Below are 22,346 nucleotides of genomic sequence, written 5' to 3'. Positions count from 1 at the left end.
GATCAGAACATCGCCAGAAAGCGTTTCACCGTGCGCGAGCGCTCGAAGCGCCGCCAGGCGATGGCGATATCGGTCTTCAGCGGCGCCCCGCTGAGCGGGTGATAGCTGACGTTCGGCTGTTGAATGCAGGTCATCGACTGCGGGACCAGCGCGAAGCCGAACCCGGCATTGACCATGCTCAGCGATGACGAAATCTGCGACGACTGCCAGGCGCGCTCCATATCGATGCCGGCGCGCAGGCAGCTGTTGTACACCAGCTCATACAGCCCCGGGGCCACCTCCCGCGGGAAGAGGATCGGCGCCACGTCGCGCAGCTGCTCCAGGGCCAGGGTCGGCTGCGTCGCCAGCGGGTTATCGCGCGGCAGCGCGATAACCATCGGCTCCTCATCGATAATCCGCAGATTAAAGGCTTTACTGCTCTCGCACGGCAGACGGACGAAGGCGATGTCCAGCTCGGCCTCGCTCAGGGCGGTCATCAGATTGGCCATATTGTCTTCCATCTGGTGCAGGGTCACCCCGGGATGATCGAGCTGAAAACGGTGCAGCAGCGTGAAGATTTGCGGGTGGAAAGCATCAGAACTGGTAATGCCTAGCGACAGGCTGCCGTTCATCCCGCGGGCAATGCCCTTGGCCTTCTCCAGCGCCGCATCGCTCATGGCGAGGATCTGGCGGGCATCCTCATAGAACGACTCACCGGCCTCGGTGAGCTCCACCCCGCGGGTCAAACGCCGAAACAGCGGGGTCCCCACCTCGCGCTCAAGCCGCTGAATTTGCTGACTTAACGGAGGCTGTGAAATACCCAGTTCCTTGGCGGCCTGGGTGAAGTGCCGCGTCCTGGCGACGGCGACAAAATAGCGAAGATAACGAAGTTCCATATCGAAAACGTCTCAAACCAGCATGGTTTCTATATTGGAACTGTGAGCTGAATCGGGTCAACATTTATTTAACCTTTCTTATATTTGTTGAACGAGGAAGTGGTATATGAATCATTCTGCTGAATGCACCTGCGAAGAGAGTCTGTGCGAAACCCTGCGGGCGTTTTCCGCGCAGCATCCCGAGAGCGTGCTCTATCAAACATCGCTCATGAGCGCCCTGCTGAGCGGGGTTTACGAAGGCAGCACCACCATCGCGGACCTGCTGAAGCACGGCGATTTCGGTCTCGGCACCTTTAATGAGCTGGACGGGGAGCTGATCGCCTTCAGCAGTCAGGTCTATCAGCTGCGGGCCGACGGCAGCGCGCGCAAAGCCCAGCCGGATCAGAAAACGCCGTTCGCGGTGATGACCTGGTTCCAGCCGCAGTACCGGAAAACCTTCGACCATCCGGTGAGCCGCCAGCAGCTGCACGAGGTGATCGACCAGCAAATCCCCTCTGACAACCTGTTCTGCGCCCTGCGCATCGACGGCCATTTCCGCCATGCCCATACCCGCACCGTGCCGCGCCAGACGCCGCCGTACCGGGCGATGACCGACGTCCTCGACGATCAGCCGGTGTTCCGCTTTAACCAGCGCGAAGGGGTGCTGGTCGGCTTCCGTACCCCGCAGCATATGCAGGGGATCAACGTCGCCGGGTATCACGAGCACTTTATTACCGATGACCGCAAAGGCGGCGGTCACCTGCTGGATTACCAGCTCGACCACGGGGTATTGACCTTCGGCGAAATTCACAAGCTGATGATCGACCTGCCCGCCGACAGCGCGTTCCTTCAGGCCAATCTGCATCCCGATAATCTCGATGCCGCCATCCGTTCCGTAGAAAGTTAAGGGGGTCACATGGACAAACAGTATCCGGTACGCCAGTGGGCGCACGGCGCCGATCTCGTCGTCAGCCAGCTGGAAGCCCAGGGGGTACGTCAGGTGTTCGGCATCCCTGGCGCCAAAATCGACAAGGTATTCGACTCACTGCTGGATTCCTCCATTCGCATTATTCCGGTACGCCACGAAGCTAACGCCGCCTTTATGGCCGCCGCCGTCGGGCGCATTACCGGTAAAGCGGGCGTGGCGCTGGTCACCTCCGGTCCGGGCTGTTCCAACCTGATCACCGGTATGGCCACCGCCAACAGCGAAGGCGACCCGGTGGTAGCCCTGGGCGGCGCGGTGAAACGCGCCGATAAGGCCAAACAGGTCCACCAGAGTATGGATACGGTGGCGATGTTCAGCCCGGTGACGAAATACGCCGTCGAGGTGACCGCGCCGGACGCGCTGGCGGAAGTGGTCTCCAACGCCTTCCGCGCCGCCGAGCAGGGCCGCCCGGGCAGCGCTTTCGTCAGTCTGCCGCAGGATGTGGTCGATGGCCCGGTCAGCGGCAAAGTGCTGCCGGCCAGTGGGGCCCCGCAGATGGGCGCCGCGCCGGATGCCGCCATCGACCAGGTGGCGAAGCTTATCGCTCAGGCGAAGAACCCGATCTTCCTGCTCGGCCTGATGGCCAGCCAGCCGGAAAACAGCGCGGCGCTACGCCGTTTGCTGGAGGCCAGCCATATTCCGGTCACCAGCACCTATCAGGCCGCCGGGGCGGTGAATCAGGATAACTTCTCTCGCTTCGCCGGCCGGGTCGGGCTGTTTAACAACCAGGCCGGGGACCGTCTGCTGCAGCTCGCCGACCTGGTGATCTGCATCGGCTACAGCCCGGTGGAATATGAACCGGCGATGTGGAACAGCGGCAACGCGACGCTGGTGCATATCGACGTCCTGCCCGCCTATGAAGAACGCAACTATACCCCGGACGTCGAGCTGGTGGGCGATATCGCCGGCACCCTCAGCAAGCTGGCGCAAAATATCGATCGCCGGCTGGTGCTCTCCCCGCAGGCGGCGGAGATCCTCCGCGACCGCCAGCACCAGCGCGAACTGCTGGACCGCCGCGGCGCGCAGCTGAATCAGTTTGCCCTGCATCCGCTGCGTATCGTTCGCGCGATGCAGGATATCGTCAACAGCGACGTCACGCTGACCGTGGACATGGGCAGCTTCCATATCTGGATCGCCCGCTACCTGTACAGCTTCCGCGCCCGTCAGGTGATGATCTCCAACGGCCAGCAGACCATGGGCGTCGCCCTGCCCTGGGCCATCGGCGCCTGGCTGGTCAATCCTGAGCGCAAAGTGGTCTCCGTCTCCGGCGACGGCGGCTTCCTGCAGTCGAGCATGGAACTGGAGACCGCCGTCCGCCTGAAAGCCAACGTGCTGCACCTGATCTGGGTCGATAACGGTTACAACATGGTGGCCATCCAGGAAGAGAAAAAATATCAGCGCCTGTCCGGCGTCGAGTTCGGGCCGATGGATTTTAAAGCCTATGCCGAGTCCTTCGGCGCCAAAGGGTTTGCCGTGGAAAGCGCTGAGGCGCTGGAGCCGACCCTGCGCGCGGCGATGGACGTCGACGGCCCGGCGGTAGTGGCCATCCCGGTGGATTATCGCGATAACCCGCTGCTGATGGGTCAGCTGCATCTGAGTCAGATTCTGTAAGTCATCACAATAAGGAAAGGAAAATGAAAAAAGTCGCACTTGTTACCGGCGCTGGCCAGGGGATTGGTAAAGCTATCGCCCTTCGTCTGGTGAAGGATGGATTTGCCGTGGCCATTGCCGATTATAACGACGCCACCGCCAAAGCGGTCGCCTCCGAAATCAACCAGGCCGGCGGCCGCGCCATGGCGGTGAAAGTGGATGTCTCCGACCGCGATCAGGTGTTTGCCGCTGTCGAACAGGCGCGCAAAACGCTGGGCGGCTTCGACGTCATCGTCAACAACGCCGGCGTGGCGCCGTCCACGCCGATCGAGTCCATTACCCCGGAGATTGTCGATAAAGTCTACAACATCAACGTTAAGGGGGTGATCTGGGGCATTCAGGCGGCGGTCGAGGCCTTTAAGAAAGAGGGTCACGGCGGGAAAATCATTAACGCCTGTTCCCAGGCCGGCCACGTCGGCAACCCGGAGCTGGCGGTATATAGCTCCAGTAAATTCGCCGTACGCGGCTTAACCCAGACCGCCGCTCGCGACCTCGCGCCGCTGGGCATCACGGTCAACGGCTACTGCCCGGGGATCGTCAAAACGCCGATGTGGGCCGAAATTGACCGCCAGGTGTCCGAAGCTGCCGGTAAACCGCTGGGCTACGGTACCGCCGAGTTCGCCAAACGCATCACCCTTGGTCGTCTGTCCGAACCGGAAGATGTCGCCGCCTGCGTCTCCTATCTTGCCAGCCCGGATTCTGATTATATGACCGGTCAGTCATTGCTGATCGACGGCGGGATGGTGTTTAACTAATAAATAATAAGCTCTGACATGGCTTGCCCCTGCTGATATGCAGGGGCTTTTTTTGTTTGAGAGTAAGCTTACGGTAAAACGAACCCTTTATTGATAGGTAGAGTCCCCTCCAGGCGCCCCGGGGACGTTAAAGACGTAGACGTTGCGTCAGGCGACTAGTCATTAAAAGTGCTTACTGCTTATTCGCGGGACCGCCGTCTGATTTGGGTGGGATCTTGACGACTAATCTTTGAGCTATTCCCGGTTTGCCCTTTTCAAAGCGCCATTTTTTAATCATTTTATCAATGACTTGATGTTCCAACTCCGGCGTCGTTGTCGATTCAAGTATTTTTACATTCTGAACTCTGCCATCTGAATCGACATCGTACTGAATCCGCAGGAAACTCGGCAGTAGGTTTCCGTTCTTATCACGAGTGGTAATTGATGTGTTTGCAGAGGAAATGCTGCCTGAAGGTGTGCTGGCGCTGGCCTCTGTACTGGCGCAGAGTGTCAGTAACAATGGCAAAATTAGCGTGAATAGTCTGCTAGTTTTCATAAATTGTCTGAGTTCCAAAGTTCACCATGAATATTTACGTTACCAACGGCGCGCGTGACAGGTTACCAGATGAGATGATCCGTGAACACCGCGTCTTCAGCAGCAATCACGTTGACCTCCTGACCTGGCGCTTCGTACTGCATCCATTCCCGAGGACGTTTGGCTATCAGGACAAGTGGGCGCTGAGCGACTACATCAACGACTCTTTTGCCAGTTGTCAGCAGCGCTATCCGGTTCGTCGGGGAACATGAGCGAGCTAAAACCCTCAAGTGATTAGCATGGATTCGCGTCCCGCGATGAAGACGTTCAGCTAATCCTTTTTAACTCCGGTGCTCGGGATCTACCGCGCTTGCAGCGTTAAGGGTGTGTTCTCCGGGGCCTAAGCGGCAGCCTGCTGCTGACACTAAGGGGAATGTACTTCAGTGATTCCAGCTACGCCTGGGAGCCTAACACGAAAGCGGCTGAGCATAGCGCCAGCAGGGAGAATCCCGGATAGCGATGCGTGACGCCTTATCCCGGCTACACTGTTGGGCCGCTCTTGTGCCGTATTTTTGCCGGGTGGCGGCTGCGCCTTACCCGGCCTACAAAAACTCGCTAACTATCTGACTGGCTTGCGCCGCGTTGAGTGGTACCTGGTGATGTCAGCGCTTTCCGCTCCTGGCATCAAGCGGACAAACCAGGTGAGCCAAAGGTCCGCCATAAGCGAGGAGCGGAAGTTTGCAACTCCCACAACTACGTTACTAACATTGAGGTGCCGTAATCAACGGAGAGCAGGTCAAAGTCATTTTAGCTGCTTCAAGGGATAAGAGTTCGTGGTACTGGAACCGTCACTATAGAGCTCGGTAATAATTATTTTTTTACCATCAATAGAATATTTGACTGTACTGTCCGCAGGATCATCCCGCCAGCGACCGGTGCTGTCAGGGTTATCAGATGCCCACATAACCTGATCACCTATAAGTTTGCACTTTATTGCCCAACGGGTGCCATCGTTCTGTCGGATATAATGTACGTAGGCAATACCTGATTCAACTTTATCCAGTTGCATGATCTTATGGTCACGGCCAAACATCGCAGCAGAAGTAGCCTTACAAATCTGACCTACCGTGACTTCAGAAGCCTGTACCGGCGCAGTAAACACCAGCGGAAAAAGAAGTAAAAGTTTTTTCATACGGCTCAATCCATTTTGTTTATTTTCAGGGATAACGTTAAATGTATATGTCGGCAATCTAAAGCGTTTCTTGACGCTAATTTAGTGTTGCGATGGCAGGACTGATTTTAGTCCCTAGCGTAATTTCAAGCTCTGCCTGATTGCCAGCTTGACTCCTTTGACACGCTCCCCGTTGCACCACACAGAATGTTGTAACCACTTCCGCACTTGGGCACAGAAGAAATTCATGCTAAGCAAGGTCCGGACGGTGCAAAGAGCGGACGTTAATTTTTGAAGCTTTTAAGATCTATCTGCAGTGGTTACTGGGTATAGTGATCATTGCGATTAGACAGCGAACTACTATCCCAGGAGATTTATAGACATTTCCATGCAGCGCAGTTCAGCCTGCGCCAAGGCAGAGGGATACATGCTTTCCTGCATAAGTTTGAAACCATGCTTCTCATAAAAAGTCTGGGCATTAGGTGTTGAGGACAAAGTCAATTGCTCAAATCCACGTTCACGAGCTTCACTTTTGATGGCTTCAATAATCTGACTACCTAACCCTTTACCTGTATATCGAGGTAACGTAAATACAGCCTCAATACTTCCTGTAGATAGATCAAGATAGCCTGTAGCTAATAGTCTGCCATCAGCAGCAACAACGAAAAAAGGATTCGCTACAATGACATTCCTGTAGCTTTCAGGCATTTTTTCCGGTGTCCAGGCTGCAATAACCGCATCATCATAACTATTCTTACATCCGTAACGTATAGCCTGATTTCGAATGTTCCAGCATTCTTCTGCCTCTACAGGCACAGCAAGTCTGATCTTCATAGCTTTTCCTTGTACGTTTTATTCTGCGAGCTATTTACATCTACCATAAAAGTTCTAAAGCATACCCATCAAATTTGAGTGAGGCGACAATGTCCGCTCCTGGCACACAGTAGACGTGAAATTCTGTAATAGCATTCGTACACTTACAACATCGACGAGCTTCAGTATGCCGCGTCAGCGGCATGACAGCGCCAGATGATGTCCCTGTGGCAGTCCAGCCAAATGGCGCTGAAGGCCCAGCGCAGTCGGTTATCGGGTTATAAATTCTGCCGGTCCCCCTGCCCTGATTAGCCTTAACTCACGTTCCGCGCTGAAGCCCCTTTTAACCTCGTTGATCGAGTTCTACCGCGCTTGCAACCTTAAGAGAGTGATCTCCGGGGCCTAAGCGGCAGCCTGCAGCTGATGCTAAGGGGGAGAGTCTTCAGTGATTCCTGCGACACCTGGAGATTAACACGGAAGCGGCTGATCATAGCGCCAGCAGGGAGAATCCCGGATAGCGATGCGTGACGCCTTATCCCGGCTACGGTGTTGTGCCGTATTTGTGCCGCTCTTGTGCCGTATTTTGCCGGGTGACAGCTACACCTTACCCGGCCTGGAGCCCCAAATCACCGCTGGCGCTGGGGCTACTGAAACTGCCGGTGCTGGCGGCCTCAACATCGCTGAGACGTTCCCGGAAGGCCGGGGCACCCCGCATGGATGCGGGCTAAGGGCCGTGTTTTGTACGGACGCTGCCTCCGCCCGGCCCGAAGCCTGCAGGGATAAGTCGAAGGTACCACGCAGCGGCGATTTTGCTGGCCGGAGCCCGGGGGTACAGGGGGCGGCGGCGACTGGCCGCCCCCTGTGCGCTCCCTGCGCCATGCCAGACATAACGCAGAAGACTAACCGGGAGCGCAAACTACGCTTACGCTGAAGCCACGCGTGATAAACACTTTCCCCGGGCTGAGAACCTGTAAACCGATAACAGTCTCCCCCGCCGCCGGGCAAGCTATCGCTCCGTGCCCGCCATGTTGCCGGGTGGCGCTTCGCTTACCCGGCCTACAAAGGCCTCCCGTCAGCTCATATCCCCAGGCCCACGCTAACGCAGCGCCGCCGGGAAGGTATCAGGCTCCGAGCTCAACATGTTGCCGGGTGGCGCTTCGCTTACCCGGCCTACAAAGGCTGCCCGCGATTTGGTGCTCTATTCGCGCCCTTAGTAGGCCCGCGCAAGCGTAGCGCCGCCGGGCAAGGACAGCGGGCACGGAGCCGATTTTGTGCCGGGCGGCGGCTGCGCCTGACCCGACCTACAAAACCAGGGCTGTCCGTACCGTCCTCGCGGTAGACCCCACGTTCAGCGCCGCCGGGCAGTTACTGCGCCTGCTGCTGCGCCTGCGCCAGCTGGCGGACAATCGCCTCGCGCCGCGCATCCCCTTCCGGCAGCCGGGCCAGCAACGCCTGCAGGGCCGCCACGGCTTCGGGGTAATCTTCATTACGCACCGCGCTCAGGGCCAGCATCTCCAGCACCGGCAGGCTGGTCGGCTGTCGCTGATGCAGGTCGCGCAGCAGCAGCTCGCCCATCCGGACCTGACCGCTATCCCCCGCCCGCACCAGCGCGCTGGCATAATCGAAAGCCGCCGCCGGGTCGTCCGCCGCCAGCGCATGCGCCCGGCCAAAAGCGCCGATCGCCGTCTCGCCATCGTTCAACAACAGCCCCAGCCGCCCAAGCAGCTGCCAGCCGGCGAGGTCGTGCGGAGTATTCTGCAGATGGCTGCGCAGGCCAAGCCGCAGCTCCGCCAGCTCATCCATACGCAGCGGCGGCGCGGTCGGGTCCTTAACCTGCTGCAGCAGCGCAGGATAATGCCGCTCCGCCTGCTGCCAGAGCAGCACCTGGCCAATATCGCTGGTTTTCAGATACAGGCCCAGGCTCAGGACCACCAGCAGCAGCGCGCCCGGAAACAGCGCCCAGCGGCTTAGCGGCCGTTCGCCAGGCTGTGCCTGGGGCGGGATATCCGTCAGCAGCGTGCGCTGGAGCTCGACGACCAGCGCCGGGTTGTCCTCGCCGCGCTCCTGCGCCAGCTCCTGCAGGCGCGACTGATACAGGGCGCGGTTGAGGGTATCGCGGTCCACCGCCCCTTTGCCCGACCACGGGAAGTACAGCAGCCCCAGCGCGCCAGCCAGCAACAGCCCGGCGATAACCACCAACAGGCTCATCGTTCTTTTCCTTCTTTCAATAATGCAGCCAGCCGCTGGCGCTCTTCGACGCTGAGCGCCGCGTCAGGAATATCGCGACGACGCGCGCGGGCGATAATCACCCCCGCGCCCGCCAGGACGAACAGCCCCGGCCCCAGCCACAGCAGCACCGTGCCCGCGGTCAGCGGCGGCTCGTAGCTGACAAAATTGCCGTAGCGGGCCACCATATAGTCAACGATCTGCCCTTTCGTTTTCCCCTGCTGCATCAGCTCGTACACCTTCTGCCGCATATCGGCGGCAATCATCGCGTTCGAGTCGGCGATGCTGTTGTTCTGGCATTTCGGGCAGCGCAGCCGGGAGGTGATCTCGCGGAACGCCTGCTCCTGGGCCTCGTCTTTAAACTGCCAGGTATCGATGGCGGCCCACGCCTGGCCGGTCAGCATCAGCGCCAGCAGGATGCCTATGACACCTCTCATCAGCCCGCCCCCCGGTTGTATTGATTCCACAGCGGCTGGAGCTCCTCGCGCCACACCCGGTCGTTCAGGTCGCCGGCGTGCCGCCAGCGGATAATGCCCTGACCGTCGATGAGAAACGTCTCCGGCGCGCCATAAACCCCCAGATCCAGGCCGAGCATGCCGTTGCCGTCGTACAGGCTCAGCCTGTACGGATTACCCAGGCGCTGCAGCCAGCTGATCGCCTTCTCCCGATCGTCTTTGTAGTTCATCCCCACCACCCGCACGCCCTGCTGCGCCAGGCCGTTGAGAAACTGATGCTCGGCGCGACAGGTTGGGCACCAGGTGGCCCAGACGTTAAGCAGCAACGGCTTGCCGTCAATCAGCGTCCGCCGGTCCAGCGTCTGGCCGGGGGTATTCAGCGCTTCAAGACGAAATTCCGGCAGCGGTTTACCAATCAGCGCCGACTCGAGGGTCGTCGGGTCGTCGCCATCGGCGTTACGCATCAGTTGCCAGAACAGCGCGGCGGCCAGCGCCAGAAACAGCACCAGCGGGATAAACAGTAGCTTCCGGTTCATGAGGCCTCCTGCAGCTTCTTACGCATCCGGTAGCGCGGGTCGAGCATGCAGCACAGACCGCCGAGGGCCATCAGCACCCCGCCGTACCAGATCCAGCGAACGAACGGTTTGTAGTACAGACGCACCGCCCAGCTGCCGTCGCTCAGTTCTTCTCCCAGCGCGGCGTACAGATCGCGGGTCAGCCCGCCGCTGATCGCCGCCTCGGTCATCATCATCCGGCTGGCGGTGTAAAAGCGCTTCTCGGCATACAGCGTCGCTTCCGGGCGGCCGTTGCGGGTCACGGCAATAATGCCTTCCCCGCCGGTCCAGTTGGGGCCGACGATATTGCGCACGCCGTTAAACACAAAGTGATAGCGGTGGATATCGATGCTGTCGCCGGGGCGCATCCGTACATCGCGCTCCACGCTGTAGTTCTGGCTAAAGGTGATGCCGATAACGGTCACCGCCACGCCGACGTGACCAAGCACCATCCCCCACTGGCTGCGGGTCAGCGTCCGCAGGCCGCGCCAGAAGCCGTGGCGATGGGTGGCCCGTTCGTGAACCTCCATCAGGGCGAAGATCAGCACCCACAGGGCCATCATCAGGCCAATGACCGCCATCGCGGTGATACGATCCTGCAGCAGCCACGGCAGCGCCAGAGAAAGTGACAACGTCACCACCAGGGCGATCACCAGGCGCTTAATCTGCCTGGCGACGTCATCGCGCCGCCAGCGGATCAGCGGTCCCAGCCCCAGCAGCAGCGCAAACGGCGCCATCAGGGCGGTGAACATGGTGTTAAAGAACGGCTCGCCGATGGAGATGCTGCCGAGGCCCAGCTCTTTATGCACCAGCGGCAGCAGCGTTCCGAGGAGCACCACCAGCATCGCGGCCATCAGCAAGATATTGTTGCCAAGCAGGAACGACTCGCGCGACCACAGCGTATGTTCCACCCGCGCCCGCACCCTGCCGCCCTTCAGGGCGTACAGCAGCAGCGACCCGCCGATGGCGACAATCAGCAGCGCCAGAATAAACAGCCCGCGCGATGGATCCGAGGCGAAGGCATGCACCGAGACCAGCACGCCGGAGCGCACCAGGAAGGTGCCCAGCAGGCACAGGGAGAAGGCGGCGATGGCCAGCAGCACCGTCCAGGCGCGGAAGCTGCCGCGCTTCTCGGTCACCGCCAGGGAGTGCAGCAGCGCGGTCCCTACCAGCCACGGCATAAACGAGGCGTTTTCCACCGGGTCCCAGAACCACCAGCCGCCCCACCCCAGTTCGTAATAGGCCCACGCCGAGCCCAGCACGATGCCGAGAGTGAGGAACATCCACGCCGCCTGGGTCCAGGGACGCGACCAGCGCGCCCACGCGGTGTCCAGCCGCCCCGCCAGCAGCGAGGCGATGGCGAAGGCGAAAGCCACCGAGAAGCCGACGTACCCCATATAGAGGATCGGCGGATGAAAAATCATGCCGATATCCTGCAGCAGCGGATTAAGTTCGCGGCCGTCAATGGGGTACTGCGGCAGGCCACGGCTGAACGGGTTGGAGGTAAAGAGGATGAAAAGCAGGAACCCAAAGGCGATCATCCCCATCACCGCCAGCACCCGGGCGACGGCGTCGAGCGGCATCCGGCGGCTGAAGAGGGCGACGGCGAAGGTCCAGACGCTGAGCAGCAGGACCCACAGCAGCAGCGAGCCCTCGTGCGCCCCCCAGGTCGCCGCCACCCGATACCACACCGGCAGCGCGCTGTTGGAGTTTTCCGCCACGTAGCGGACGGTAAAATCGTTGACCACGAAGGCGTGCACCAGCAGCAGGAAGGCGCCGCCGATGCAGGCGAACAGCCCACAGGCCAGCGGCCGCGCCAGGGCCATCAGCCGCCAGTCCTGCCGCGCCGCGCCCCACAGGGGATAGACGCTCAGAAGCAGCGCCAGCCCCGCCGCCAGACACAATAAAAAGTTGCCCAGCTCCGGCATCATGGCTGCGCCTCCGCTTTCGCCGGCGTCATGGCGTTTTTCACCTCCGGCGGGGTGTAATTTTCATCATGCTTGGCCAGCACCTGCTGAGCGGTGATATGCCGCTCGCCGTCCAGAACGCCCTGGGCCACCACGCCCTGTCCTTCACGGAACAGGTCCGGCAGAATGCCCTTATAGCTGACGTCCACGACCCCGCGGGCGTCATACAGCTTAAAGCGCACGTCGAGGGTTTGCGGGTCGCGCTGCAGGGAGCCGGGCTGAACGTAGCCTCCCACCCGCAGGCGCTGCCCGGTATGGGGCAGCGCCCGGGTTTCCGTTTTACCGTAGATAATTTCTCCCGGGGTGTAGAACAGATCGATATTGCTGCTCAGGGCGTACAGCGTCAGGCTGACGGTCAGCCCAAGGCCGGCGAGCACCGCCAGCACGATATACAGCCGGGTTTTACGACGCGCTTGCATCCGCGGCCTCCTTGTCATGTTCGCGAGCGGCCGCGATCCGCCGCTCGCGCGCCTGCTGGCGTCGCACCTCCTGGAATAGCGCCCGCCGCGCCCACAGGGTATGAACCGTCAGCAGGCCAAAGGCGGCGATGGCCACGGCCACCGCCAGCCAGACGTACAGGGCATAGCCGCCCATATTCAGGAAGGCGGCGAACGAAGAAAAAGCGGGGCTCATCGGGCGGCTCCTTTGTTAGCCAGCGCCACCACCCACGGCCGACGACGTTCCAGCTGGAGGATCAGGTTACGCAGGCGCATCAGGGTCAGGGTGACCGACAGCGCGAGGAAAGCAAAAATGCAGATCCGCAGCGGCAGACGCATGCTCGGGTCGATGGTTTGCTGCAGGTTGGTCGAGCCCTGGTGCAGGGTGTTCCACCAGTAAACCGAGTAATGAATGATGGGCAGATTGACCACCCCGACCAGGACGAGGATCCCCGCCGCGCGCCCGGCCAGGCGGCGGTCGTCAAAGGCGTGCCACAGGGCGATGACGCCGGCATACAGAAACAGCAGCACCAGCTCCGAGGTCAGGCGGGCGTCCCAGATCCACCAGGTCCCCCACATCGGCTTGCCCCACGCCGCGCCGCTGACCAGCGCCACCAGGGTGCAGACCGCCCCTACCGGCGCCAGGGCGGCGATCGCCAGGTCGGCCATTTTGATCTGCCAGACCACCCCGACGAAGGCCGCGACGGCCATCGCCAGGTACAGCCCCATCGACCACATCGCCGCCGGGACGTGAAGATACATGATCCGGTAGCTTTCCCCCTGCTGATAGTCCGCCGGGGCGAAGCCAAAGCCCCACCCCAGGCCGATGACCAGCAACAGCGCGCTCAACGCCGCCAGCCAGGGGATCCAGCACCCGCACAGGCGGTACAGCCGCTCGGGGATCGCCAGTTGATGTAACGCTTTCCACATAGACGCTTACTCACACGGTTATGATGGCCGCGCCCGCAGGCGCAGCGAATTATTGCACGGTCAGCCGCAGCGCGGCGGCGGTGGCGAACGGGCACAGGGTGGCGCTGGCGGTTAAGAACGCCGCCAGCATCGCCAGATAGCCGCCGACCGGAAGCCCGGCGGCCGCCGCCTGGCAGGCCGCGGTGGCGAAAATTAGCAGCGGCACCGCCAGCGGCAGCACCAGCAGGCTCAGCAGGACGCCGCCGCGCTTCAGGCCGACGGTCAGGCCAACCCCCACCGCGCCAAGAAAACTGAGCGTCGGCGTGCCAAGCAGCAAGGTCAGCGCCAGCACGCCGGCGTCGTGCAGATTCATCCCCAGCAGCAGCGCCGCCAGCGGCGAGACGATCAGCAGCGGCAGGCCGCTCATCATCCAGTGAGCGACCACCTTCACCAGCACCACCGCCACCAGCGGCGTCGGCAGAAGCATCAGCTGCTCCAGGGAACCGTCCTGCCAGTCGTCGCGAAACAACCGATCCATCACCAGCAGCGCCGCCAGCAGCGCGGCGACCCACACCACGCCCGGCGCAATCTGCGCCAGCAGCTGCGGCGCGGCGCCGACGCCGAACGGAAACAGGGTGATGACGATCAGAAAGAACCATAGCGGATTGAGGATCTCTGCCCCGCTGCGCCACGCCAGGCGCAGTTCCCGGGCCAACAGCGCTCTCATCATTGCCGCCTCCCGCCGTCGTCGCCGAGGCGCAGGGTGCGCAACGGGCAGCCCAGCGGCCGCAGCGGCTGATGGGTGGTGAGGATCGCGCTTCCCCCCTGCCGGGCGTGCTGCTCCAGGCGACGGGTCAGGGTTTCTATCGCCGTGGCGTCGAGGGCGGTGAACGGCTCATCGAGGATCCACAGCGGCGCATCGGTTAACCACAGGCGGGTTAACGCCACCCGGCGCTGCTGCCCGGCGGAGAGCTGGCTTAAGGGGAGATCTTCATAGCCCGCCAGGCCGACGGCGGCGAGGGCGCTTTCCCGCTGCTGAAGGCGGCTGGCCGGAAAGAAGAAACGCAGGTTTTCATCGGCGGTCAGCGCCGCTTTGACGCCGGGCTTATGGCCCAGCCACAGCAGCTGCCGGTGAAATGACTCCCGCACCTGGGCCAGCGGCTGGCCCTGCCAGCTCACCACCCCGCTTTCCGGGCGCGCCAGGCCGCAAAGGATCCGCAGCAGCGAGGTTTTCCCCGCGCCGTTATCACCGGCGACCTGCAGCAGCTCGCCGGCAGCAAGGGACAGCGTCAGCTCCGCAAACAGCGGTCGATCGTCAACGATGCAGGTCAGTCGCTCTGCATGCAGCATGAAGGCAAACTCCTTGATTCAGACAGTATTTTACGTCCTGGCTAAGTCAGGGTTGCGCCGCGCGGGCGACGCAACCCTGACGGTTACTGTCCGGCCCCCGGCAGCTTCGAGATATCGGCGTTGCCTAACGCCTTCTCATCGTGCGCCGCGGTCTCCTTACGCACCTTCGCCACATCGCTGGCGCTGACCGCCGGCGCGTTGTTGCCCCAGCTGGTGCGGATGAAGTTGACCACATCCGCCACCTGCTGGTCGTCCAGACGCCAGCCGAACGACGGCATGGTCAGGTTGGAGACCGCATCTTTCACCGCCGGCATGGTGCTCCCGGTCAGAACGATGTGAATAAGCGAAGTGGCATCTTCGGTCTGCACCACCGGGTTGCCCTTCAGCGACGGGAAGGCGCGCTGATAGCCCGCGCCGTCGGTGCGGTGGCAGGCGGCGCAGTTATCGACATACAGCGCGGCGCCGGTTTTGCTGTCGTTACCCTTCCACAGATCTTTCGCCACGCTGTCTTCCACCGGGGCTGGGGTCTGTTTGCCGCCGCGCGGCGGGAGCGACTTCAGATAGCGGGCGATGGCGGTGATGTCGTCATCAGAGAGATACTGCAGACTGTGCTCCACCACATCGCTCATGCCGCCGAAGACCACCGATTTATCGTTACGTCCGGTTTTCAGGAACTCAGCCAGCTCGGCTTCGCTCCAGGTCCCCAGACCGTCGCGATTTTCGCCGCGCAGGCTGGAGGCGACCCAGCCGTCAATCGGCGCATTGCTGCCCGCCAGGTAATCATCGCCTTCGCTTTCGCTGAGCGCTTTTTCCTGCATCGTCAGGCTACGCGGGGTATGACAGGCGCCGCAGTGGCCCAGGCCTTCCACCAGATAGCGACCGCGCTCCAGCACCGGGTCAACCTGCGGGTTGGCGACAAAGTCGCTCGGCGTCGGGGCGAAGATGCCGCGCCAGAACGCCAGCGGCCAGCGCATCGACAGCGGCCACGGGATGTCGGTGTCCTTGTTGGCGACATTCACCGGCTCCACGCCATGCATAAAGTAGGCGTACATGGCGCGCATGTCCGCTTCACTGATCCGCGCGAATGAGGGATACGGCATTGCCGGATAGAGCGTGGAACCGTCTTTCCGCACACCCTTGCGCACCGCGTCGTCGAACTCTTCGAAGGTGTACCCGCCGATGCCGTGTTCTTTATCCGGCGTGATATTGGTGGAGTAGATGGTGCCGATCGGCGTCTCCATCGGCAGACCGCCGGCGAAAGGTTTGCCCGCTTTGCCGTTGGTGTGGCAGGCGACACAGTCCCCCGCCCGCGCCAGATACTCCCCTTGCTTAATCAGATTGCTGTCCGCAGGCGCCTCTTCGGCGAAGGCCGCGCAGCTCAATGCCCCAAGCACCAGGGCCGATAACCATTGCATTTTCATCATCTGCCTTCCTTTATGCCTGCACCAGGGGACCCGGATTTTTCAGATACTGCTCGCGGATCGCCTTCGCTGACCAGTACGCCAGCGCGGCCACCGTGCCGGTTGGGTTATAGCCCAGCCCCTGCGGGAAAGCGGAGGCGCCGATGACGAAGACGTTATGCACGTCCCAGCTTTGCAGATAACGGTTAACGGCGCTGGTTTTCGGATCTTCCCCCATCACCGCCCCGCCGTTCATATGGGTGGTCTGGTAGGTGGTGGTATCAAAGTGGCTGTTGGCGTTTTTCGGGCTGCCGAGGATATATTTCGGCTTCATCGCTTTGGCGATCGGCGCCATCTTATCGAACATAAACTGCGCCATCTTGATGTCGTTTTCCTGCCAGTCAAAGGTCATGCGCAGCAGCGGCTGGCCAAAGACGTTTTTATAGTTCGGATCAAGATCGAGGTAGTTCTGCCGATAGGACTGGTGCGCGCCGTGAGCATCCATCGACAGGTGATGGGTGTAGGTATCGGCCACCGCCGCTTTCCATTTGCTGCCCCACGCCGGGGTGCCCGGCGGTACCGGGAAACCGGAGATGGGCTTGGTCCCGGCCTGGTTGACCCAGAACGGCGAACCGCCGACAAAGCCCGCCGCGCCGTGGTCGAAGTTGTCGGCGTTGAAGTCGTCGACGCCGACGCCGTTGCCGCCCGCGCCGATAAACGGGTTGGTGTAGGTGTCTTTGTCGAAAATGGCCTTAATGGTGGTCATGTTCTGGTAGGCGAAGTTACGCCCCACCACCCCTTCGCCGGTCTCCGGATTGTAGGGTTTGCCGATCCCGGAGAGCAGCATCAGGTGCACGTTATGGAACTGGAAGGCGCCGATGATCACCAGGTCCGCCGGCTGCTCCATTTCGCGCCCCTGGCCGTCGACGTAGGTCACGCCGGTGGCACGGGATTTGTCATCGGTCAGGTTGACCTTCAGCACGTTGGCGTTGGTCCGCAGCTCAAAGCGTTTTTCCTGGCGCAGCGCCGGCAGAATGTTCACGTTCGGCGAGGCTTTGGAGTACATGTAGCAGGCGTAGCCGCTGCAGAAACCGCAGAAGTTGCACGGGCCCATCTGCGCCCCGTAGGGGTTGGTATAGGAGTCGGAAGTGTTGGCCGACGGCAGGTTGTAGGGATGGTAGCCCACCTCGAGCGCCGCTTTTTCAAACAGCTGCGCCGACCAGGTGTTTTTCTGCGCCGGCAGCGGGAAGTCATCTGAGCGGTCCGGGGCGAAGGCGTTGCCGCCGCGGCCTTTGCCGACGACCTTGCCTTTGATCGACCAGGCGGTCCCGGAGGTGCCGAACACTTTCTCCGCTTTATCGAAGAACGGTTCCAGCTCGTCGTAGGTGACGCCGAAATCCTGGATGATCATATCCTGGGGAATGAAGTTTTTGCCGTAGCGCTCTTCATAGTGGCTGCGCATCCGCAGTTCGATGGGATCGACGCGGAAATGGACGCCGGACCAGTGCAGCCCGGCGCCACCCACGCCGGTACCCGGCAGGAAGGCCGCCAGCTGGCGATACGGCACCGCCTGCTGGCTGGTGTTATGCCGGATGGTGACGGTGCTTTTCGACAGATCCTGGAACAGCTTGCGGCGGATGTTGTAGGTCAGCTCGTCAATCACCTGCGGATAGGCGCCGTCCGGCCAGGTGTCGCGCATCGGGCCGCGCTCCAGCGCCACGACGTTGAGCCCGGCTTCGGTCAGCTCTTTGGCCATGATCGCCCCAACCCAGCCGAAGCCGACGATCGCGACATCGGTTTTTTTCAATACGGTGGCCATGATTACGCCCTCTCCCCATTAATTGATACTGGCGGGAAGGGGTAGCGTTCGCCCCGTTCAACCCAGTCCATAAAGTCGGCGCGCGCGCCGGGAAAATTAATCAGCGTCCAGCCGACCATGCCTTTGTTACCGCCATGGATCGGGTCGCTGAAGAAGCCTTCGCGGGTGTTCTGCAGCAGATAGGTGAAGAACAGCGAAGCCGGGAGCTGTTTGAACTCGGCTTTGCCCGATTCCCACAGGCCGAGCGCCTCGTCCTGCTGCTCGCTGCTCAGTTCAGCAAAGGTCTTGTGATACTTGTCCTGACACCAGGCCTCGGCATCGGCGATCCCGAGGTTATAGATCTGCTTGGGCACCAGCGGCAGCTGATAGCCCATCTCTTTCGGCACGTCGGGGTTGAAGGGCCCCTGCATATACCAGATGGAGCCGGTGGCGTAAGGGGTATTGAGCTGGCGGTCGATAAACTCCGGCACGCCGGCCTCTTTGGCGCCGGGACCAAGTTCATCCGCCGGGATTAAGCGAGCGACAGCGGCGTTGATAAACGCCCACTCACGATCGTTGAAGAACTGCGGCTTCCAGTCGCTGGCCGCCGCCGTGTTCCCGGAGGCTGGCTCTGAAGCGGGGGCCGCCTGCGCGGTCGCGCTGGTGGCCACGCCAATGGCCCCTGCTCCCGCGCCGCCGATCACCACCGTCGGGATCAGCGCCATCGATTTCACCAGGAAATCACGCCTGGAATTGTTTGTTTTCTCGCTCGACATCATCACATTCCTGTCATTGAAAATTACTGTTTTTGTCGCTGACAAAACCAGTGAATGTCGTGCTGGAACCGATACCATTGCGCTTTTAAACCGCTTAGCGTCTGGCCCGGACCGGCAAGTCGGATAAAACATCGCCAGAGGCGATATCATTTATAGGGTTATCGTTTGGATAGTAGACGATTCTCAACGAAACGCGGGAAATCGGAGAGAAATTCACCGGAATGTCATCGTGAGAAGGGTGCTGCCATAACCTTGAGGCGGTAAACCGGCGGCGTTCACACCGCGCTGAGCTTACCCATGCGCCAAAAAAGAGTGACTTGTATCACAAATGTTATTTTTTGTTTATGGTACATGGCAGATTAAACGTCTGTAAATACTCGTATTAGGAATAATTAAACATTTTGAGCTGTTAAAAAAGTTACTACCCGTTGTTAACTATTTTGCATCTATTTCCCGGCTAACGCGTTCGGCTGGCGATCCCCATCCACAGGAGAAGAGAAGAGATGTTCGATCATGTGAAATTCGGCGTCAGCGACTATGCCGCCAGCAAAGCGTTCTTTTTACAGGCTCTGGCCCCGCTTGGCGTAACGCTGGTCGATGAAGGCGAGCCGACCTACGGCGCAGAGCTGGCGGGTAGCGAGGATGTCTCTTTGTGTCTCTATCAAAGTGCGGACAAACCGGCGCCGCTGCATATCGCCTTTCGCGCCGACAGCCGCGAGCAGGTGGATGCCTTCTGGCAGGCGGCGCTGGCCGCCGGAGGAAAGGACAACGGCGCGCCGGGGTTACGGCCCAACTACCACGCCGGGTACTACGCCGCCTTTGTGATCGCGCCAGACGGGCACAATATTGAAGCCGTGTGCCATCTGGCGTCTTAACAAACGGTTACCGCTGCGGAAAAATCCACACATCCTCCGCCGGAAGCGTCAGATGGCAGTGTTCAGCATCGCGCAGCGCGGTTCCGTAGGCGCGTAGCGGAAAGTCGTCGCCCTCGGTGCGGAACAGGTACTCCCAGCGGTCGCCGAGGTACATGCTGGTCAGCAGCGGTAACTGGAGACTGTTATCCTGCGCCGCGCCGTCAAGACGCAGGCGCTCGACGCGGATCACCGCCGTCGCCGGCTCGCCGACGCTGACCCCCTCGCCCGCTCGCCCCCACAGGCTCCAGCTGGCGCCTTCGATGCGCGCCCTGCCGTTCTCCAGCGCCATCACCTTGCCGTGCAGGCGATTATTGCTGCCCATAAACTCGGCGGCGAACAGCGTCGCCGGGCTGCCGTACATCTCCTGTGGCGTCCCCTGCTGCTCGATGACGCCATTGTTCAGCAGCAGAATACGATCGGAGATGGCCATCGCTTCATTTTGATCGTGGGTGACCATCAGCGCCGAGAGGCCCAGCTTGATGATCAGCTCGCGCAGAAACACCCGCGCCTCCTCGCGCAGCTTGGCGTCGAGGTTAGAGAGCGGCTCATCCAGCAGGATCACCGGCGGGTTGTAGACCAGCGCCCGGCCAATGGCCACCCGCTGCTGTTGGCCGCCGGAGAGCTGGTGCGGATGGCGGTTGCCAAGATGCCCCAGCCCCAGCTGATCCAGCACGCGCTGCACCCGCTCTTTTATCTCCCCGGCGGCGACTTTACGCAGCTTCAGCGGATAGGCCACGTTGTCGAACACCGTTTTGTGCGGCCACAGGGCATAGGACTGGAACACCAGGCCGAGGTTACGCTCTTCGGCCGGGATTTCGCTGCGCGGCGTGCCGTCGTACACCGTGCGGTTGCCGATGGCGATCCGCCCGCTCGTCGGCTTCTCCAGCCCGGCCACCGCCCGCAGCAGCGTGGTTTTGCCGCTTCCCGAAGGCCCCAGCAGCGACACCACCTCTCCCCGGCCGAGCGTCATCGACACCCCTTTCAGCACCGGGTTGTCGCCATAGGTGAGATGCAGATTTTCTACCGATAACTCAATCATGTAATTTCACTCCAAAGCGCAGGGCGATGCCAAGGCCAATCACCACCAGCAGAATATTGATAAAGGAGAGCGCCGCGACGATATCGATGGCCCCCGCCGCCCACAGCGACACCAGCATTGAGCCGATGGTTTCGGTACCCGGCGACAGCAGATAGACGCCGGTGGAATATTCGCGCTCAAAGATCAGAAACATCAGCAGCCAGGAGCCAATCAGCCCATAGCGCGACAGCGGGACGGTGACGTGGCGGGTGATCTGCCCCCGCGAGGCGCCGGTGCTGCGCGCCGCCTCCTCCAGCTCCGGGCCCACCTGCAGCAGCGTTGAGGAGATGAGCCGCAGGCCATAGGCCATCCATACCACGGTGTAGGCCAGCCAGACGCTGAAGATGGTATTGCGCAGCGCGCGCAGCTGCACGATAAGGTGCTCCCGCAGCCAGTCCGCCACCGGCAGCGCCGAGAGCCAGCCATGCTTCAGCGACTGATCGAGCCACATCGGCACAAACAGGAACACCCACAGGAAGGCCAGACCGGCCAGCAGCCCCGGCACCGCGCGCGGGACCAGCACGCTGTAATCAAGAAAGCGGGTGACGTTGTCCGCTTTGCGGTGCATGGCGATGCCGACAAACAGATAGCAGATCACCGCCAGCGCGCCGCCGACGATGCCGATAGCCATCGAGTTGACGATCGCCCGCAGCAGATTGGGCTGCTGCCAGATATTGTGGAACGTCGTCAGCGACAGCTCATCCCACAGCGACACGCCGACGCCCCAGTTGGAGATAAAGGCGCGCAGCGCCACGCCGAGCAGCGGGACGCCGATGGTCACCGTCAGCCAGGCCACCACCACCGCCCCGGCCACCCAGCGCCATTTGCCCAGCGGCAGCGCCCGCGCCTGCGACGCCTTGCCCTTCATGGTGACAAAGCGGTTGGCGGTGCGCATCAGCCGACGCTGGAGCATGACCAGCGGGATGGTGATGCAGATCAGCACCACCGCCACCGCCGCCATCAGATGGTAGGAGGGGGTGCCAAGCTTATTGGTCAGCTTGTAGAGATAGGTCGCCAGCACCATGTTGCCCTCGGGGTCGCCCAGCACCAGCATCAGACCGAAGACTTCCAGACCAAGGAAAAAGAGCAGCACGCAGGCGTAAAGAATGGAGGGCCGTACCATTGGCAGACTCACCGAAGTCATCACCTGCAGCGGCGTGGCGCCGACGGTGCGCGCCGCCTCTTCCACATCCGAGCCGACGCTGCGCAGCGCCGAGGAGATATAGAGATAGGCGTGCGGCACGTGGGTTAAGCCGGCGATGACCACAATGCTGAACATCGAGTAGATATTCCACGGCACAAAGCCGATCAGCTGCTGCGCCCACTGGGAAAAGAAGCCTACCGGCCCGGCGGCCACCACGTAGCCAAAGCCCAGCACCATCGGCGAGACGAAGATCGGCACCAGGATCAGCGGCTCAATGAACCGCCGGCCGGGTAAATCGGTGCGTACCATCAGAAAGGCCAAAATACCGCCCAGCGGAATGGCGATAATCACCAGGCCAAAGGCCAGAATAAACCCTGACCTTAACGCCAGATAAAAATCCGGGTCGGTAAAAATAAAAGCGAAGGCTTCCAGACTCCAGGATTTGGAGCGGGAAAAGAACGGCGCGGAGAGAAAACTCTGCACCACAATAAATAACAGCGGGACGTAAATCACCAGCGCCGTGATGCACACCACCACGCCGCGCGGCAGCCCCTGCCACTTTCTGCGTAATACATTCATGGTTCATCCCTTTGGTC

23 protein-coding genes are annotated in these 22,346 nt (G+C 61.1%); 5 read left to right on the top strand and 18 right to left on the bottom strand.

Features of this window, described 5'->3' with window-relative positions:
• Window positions 1–2: 2 nt before the first annotated feature.
• Entirely contained in the window at window positions 3–875 is an 873-nt protein-coding gene (locus tag ABLX76_RS07140; RefSeq protein WP_004145376.1) for a LysR family transcriptional regulator, read from the bottom strand.
• Between the two features lie 106 nt (window positions 876–981).
• Here ABLX76_RS07140 and budA point away from each other — a divergent pair, with 106 nt between their 5' ends.
• Genes budA through ABLX76_RS07125 form a run of 3 tightly spaced genes read left to right on the top strand, consistent with a single transcriptional unit; the run spans window position 982 to window position 4,244 of the window.
• The gene (budA, locus tag ABLX76_RS07135; protein WP_032453177.1) at window positions 982–1,761 is read left to right on the top strand and encodes an acetolactate decarboxylase; all 780 of its coding nucleotides are present in this window, start codon (window positions 982–984) and stop codon (window positions 1,759–1,761) included.
• Between the two features lie 9 nt (window positions 1,762–1,770).
• The gene (alsS, locus tag ABLX76_RS07130; RefSeq protein ID WP_023290012.1) at window positions 1,771–3,450 is read left to right on the top strand and encodes an acetolactate synthase AlsS; all 1,680 of its coding nucleotides are present in this window, start codon (window positions 1,771–1,773) and stop codon (window positions 3,448–3,450) included.
• 23 nt (window positions 3,451–3,473) lie between these two features.
• A complete protein-coding gene (locus ABLX76_RS07125) occupies window positions 3,474–4,244 on the top strand; it encodes a (S)-acetoin forming diacetyl reductase (RefSeq protein ID WP_004151179.1) in 771 nt (256 codons plus the stop codon).
• Between the two features lie 172 nt (window positions 4,245–4,416).
• Here ABLX76_RS07125 and ABLX76_RS07120 read toward each other — a convergent pair whose 3' ends face one another.
• Window positions 4,417–4,779 (bottom strand): TonB family protein, encoded by a 363-nt coding sequence (locus tag ABLX76_RS07120; RefSeq protein WP_072096554.1) that lies wholly within the window; start codon window positions 4,777–4,779, stop codon window positions 4,417–4,419.
• Window positions 4,780–4,805: 26 nt separating this feature from the next.
• On the opposite strand from ABLX76_RS07120, the gene ABLX76_RS07115 reads away from it, so the two are divergent.
• Window positions 4,806–5,030 (top strand): hypothetical protein, encoded by a 225-nt coding sequence (locus ABLX76_RS07115; RefSeq protein ID WP_136070129.1) that lies wholly within the window; start codon window positions 4,806–4,808, stop codon window positions 5,028–5,030.
• A 530-nt stretch (window positions 5,031–5,560) separates the two neighbouring features.
• Here ABLX76_RS07115 and ABLX76_RS07110 read toward each other — a convergent pair.
• The 14 genes from ABLX76_RS07110 to ABLX76_RS07045 all read right to left on the bottom strand — a co-directional run bounded on the left by ABLX76_RS07110 (window position 5,561) and on the right by ABLX76_RS07045 (window position 18,617).
• Window positions 5,561–5,950, bottom strand: coding sequence for a hypothetical protein (locus ABLX76_RS07110; protein ID WP_043519870.1), 390 nt, complete (start codon window positions 5,948–5,950; stop codon window positions 5,561–5,563).
• A 339-nt stretch (window positions 5,951–6,289) separates the two neighbouring features.
• Window positions 6,290–6,763, bottom strand: a complete 474-nt coding sequence (locus ABLX76_RS07105) for a GNAT family N-acetyltransferase (RefSeq protein ID WP_048297685.1) — start codon at window positions 6,761–6,763, stop codon at window positions 6,290–6,292.
• 1,344 nt (window positions 6,764–8,107) lie between these two features.
• Window positions 8,108–8,950, bottom strand: a complete 843-nt coding sequence (gene ccmI, locus ABLX76_RS07100) for a c-type cytochrome biogenesis protein CcmI (RefSeq protein WP_101992876.1) — start codon at window positions 8,948–8,950, stop codon at window positions 8,108–8,110.
• Window positions 8,947–9,393 carry a cytochrome c-type biogenesis protein gene (locus ABLX76_RS07095; RefSeq protein ID WP_072096566.1) on the bottom strand — a complete coding sequence of 149 codons (447 nt, stop codon included), beginning with the start codon at window positions 9,391–9,393 and terminating at the stop codon, window positions 8,947–8,949. Before ABLX76_RS07095 ends, ccmI begins: the two co-directional genes overlap by 4 nt.
• Before the next feature lie 11 nt (window positions 9,394–9,404).
• The gene (locus ABLX76_RS07090) at window positions 9,405–9,959 is read right to left on the bottom strand and encodes a DsbE family thiol:disulfide interchange protein (RefSeq protein WP_348874310.1); all 555 of its coding nucleotides are present in this window, start codon (window positions 9,957–9,959) and stop codon (window positions 9,405–9,407) included.
• The gene (locus ABLX76_RS07085) at window positions 9,956–11,908 is read right to left on the bottom strand and encodes a heme lyase CcmF/NrfE family subunit (protein WP_348874308.1); all 1,953 of its coding nucleotides are present in this window, start codon (window positions 11,906–11,908) and stop codon (window positions 9,956–9,958) included. Before ABLX76_RS07085 ends, ABLX76_RS07090 begins: the two co-directional genes overlap by 4 nt.
• The gene (gene ccmE / locus ABLX76_RS07080) at window positions 11,905–12,363 is read right to left on the bottom strand and encodes a cytochrome c maturation protein CcmE (protein WP_032453185.1); all 459 of its coding nucleotides are present in this window, start codon (window positions 12,361–12,363) and stop codon (window positions 11,905–11,907) included. Before ccmE ends, ABLX76_RS07085 begins: the two co-directional genes overlap by 4 nt.
• Window positions 12,347–12,577, bottom strand: coding sequence for a heme exporter protein CcmD (gene ccmD, locus ABLX76_RS07075; protein ID WP_023290024.1), 231 nt, complete (start codon window positions 12,575–12,577; stop codon window positions 12,347–12,349). The genes ccmE and ccmD overlap by 17 nt, the downstream gene beginning before the upstream one ends.
• The gene (locus ABLX76_RS07070) at window positions 12,574–13,311 is read right to left on the bottom strand and encodes a heme ABC transporter permease (RefSeq protein WP_023290025.1); all 738 of its coding nucleotides are present in this window, start codon (window positions 13,309–13,311) and stop codon (window positions 12,574–12,576) included. The genes ccmD and ABLX76_RS07070 overlap by 4 nt, the downstream gene beginning before the upstream one ends.
• A 49-nt stretch (window positions 13,312–13,360) precedes the next feature.
• The gene (ccmB, locus tag ABLX76_RS07065) at window positions 13,361–14,020 is read right to left on the bottom strand and encodes a heme exporter protein CcmB (RefSeq protein ID WP_023290026.1); all 660 of its coding nucleotides are present in this window, start codon (window positions 14,018–14,020) and stop codon (window positions 13,361–13,363) included.
• Window positions 14,017–14,640 carry a cytochrome c biogenesis heme-transporting ATPase CcmA gene (gene ccmA / locus ABLX76_RS07060; protein WP_048297691.1) on the bottom strand — a complete coding sequence of 208 codons (624 nt, stop codon included), beginning with the start codon at window positions 14,638–14,640 and terminating at the stop codon, window positions 14,017–14,019. Before ccmA ends, ccmB begins: the two co-directional genes overlap by 4 nt.
• A gap of 83 nt (window positions 14,641–14,723) precedes the next feature.
• On the bottom strand, window positions 14,724–16,064 hold the full coding sequence (locus ABLX76_RS07055; RefSeq protein ID WP_348874306.1) for a cytochrome c: 1,341 nt from the start codon (window positions 16,062–16,064) through the stop codon (window positions 14,724–14,726).
• Window positions 16,065–16,074: 10 nt separating this feature from the next.
• Window positions 16,075–17,859, bottom strand: a complete 1,785-nt coding sequence (locus ABLX76_RS07050) for a GMC family oxidoreductase (protein ID WP_002908285.1) — start codon at window positions 17,857–17,859, stop codon at window positions 16,075–16,077.
• A 2-nt stretch (window positions 17,860–17,861) separates the two neighbouring features.
• Window positions 17,862–18,617, bottom strand: coding sequence for a gluconate 2-dehydrogenase subunit 3 family protein (locus ABLX76_RS07045; RefSeq protein ID WP_004175724.1), 756 nt, complete (start codon window positions 18,615–18,617; stop codon window positions 17,862–17,864).
• 500 nt (window positions 18,618–19,117) lie between these two features.
• Here ABLX76_RS07045 and ABLX76_RS07040 point away from each other — a divergent pair, with 500 nt between their 5' ends.
• On the top strand, window positions 19,118–19,489 hold the full coding sequence (locus ABLX76_RS07040; RefSeq protein ID WP_261902335.1) for a VOC family protein: 372 nt from the start codon (window positions 19,118–19,120) through the stop codon (window positions 19,487–19,489).
• A 7-nt stretch (window positions 19,490–19,496) separates the two neighbouring features.
• On the opposite strand, the gene ABLX76_RS07035 is transcribed toward ABLX76_RS07040, so the two are convergent.
• Window positions 19,497–20,567, bottom strand: a complete 1,071-nt coding sequence (locus tag ABLX76_RS07035; RefSeq protein WP_002908292.1) for an ABC transporter ATP-binding protein — start codon at window positions 20,565–20,567, stop codon at window positions 19,497–19,499.
• Complete coding sequence (locus ABLX76_RS07030; RefSeq protein ID WP_004189548.1) at window positions 20,560–22,329, bottom strand: iron ABC transporter permease; 1,770 nt, start codon at window positions 22,327–22,329, stop codon at window positions 20,560–20,562. The genes ABLX76_RS07035 and ABLX76_RS07030 overlap by 8 nt, the downstream gene beginning before the upstream one ends.
• Between the last annotated feature and the right edge of the window lie 17 nt (window positions 22,330–22,346).

Source organism: Klebsiella sp. JB_Kp004 (assembly GCF_040065795.1).
GTDB classification, from domain to species: domain Bacteria; phylum Pseudomonadota; class Gammaproteobacteria; order Enterobacterales; family Enterobacteriaceae; genus Klebsiella; species Klebsiella quasipneumoniae.
This window is presented reverse-complemented; position numbering and strand designations above follow the sequence as displayed.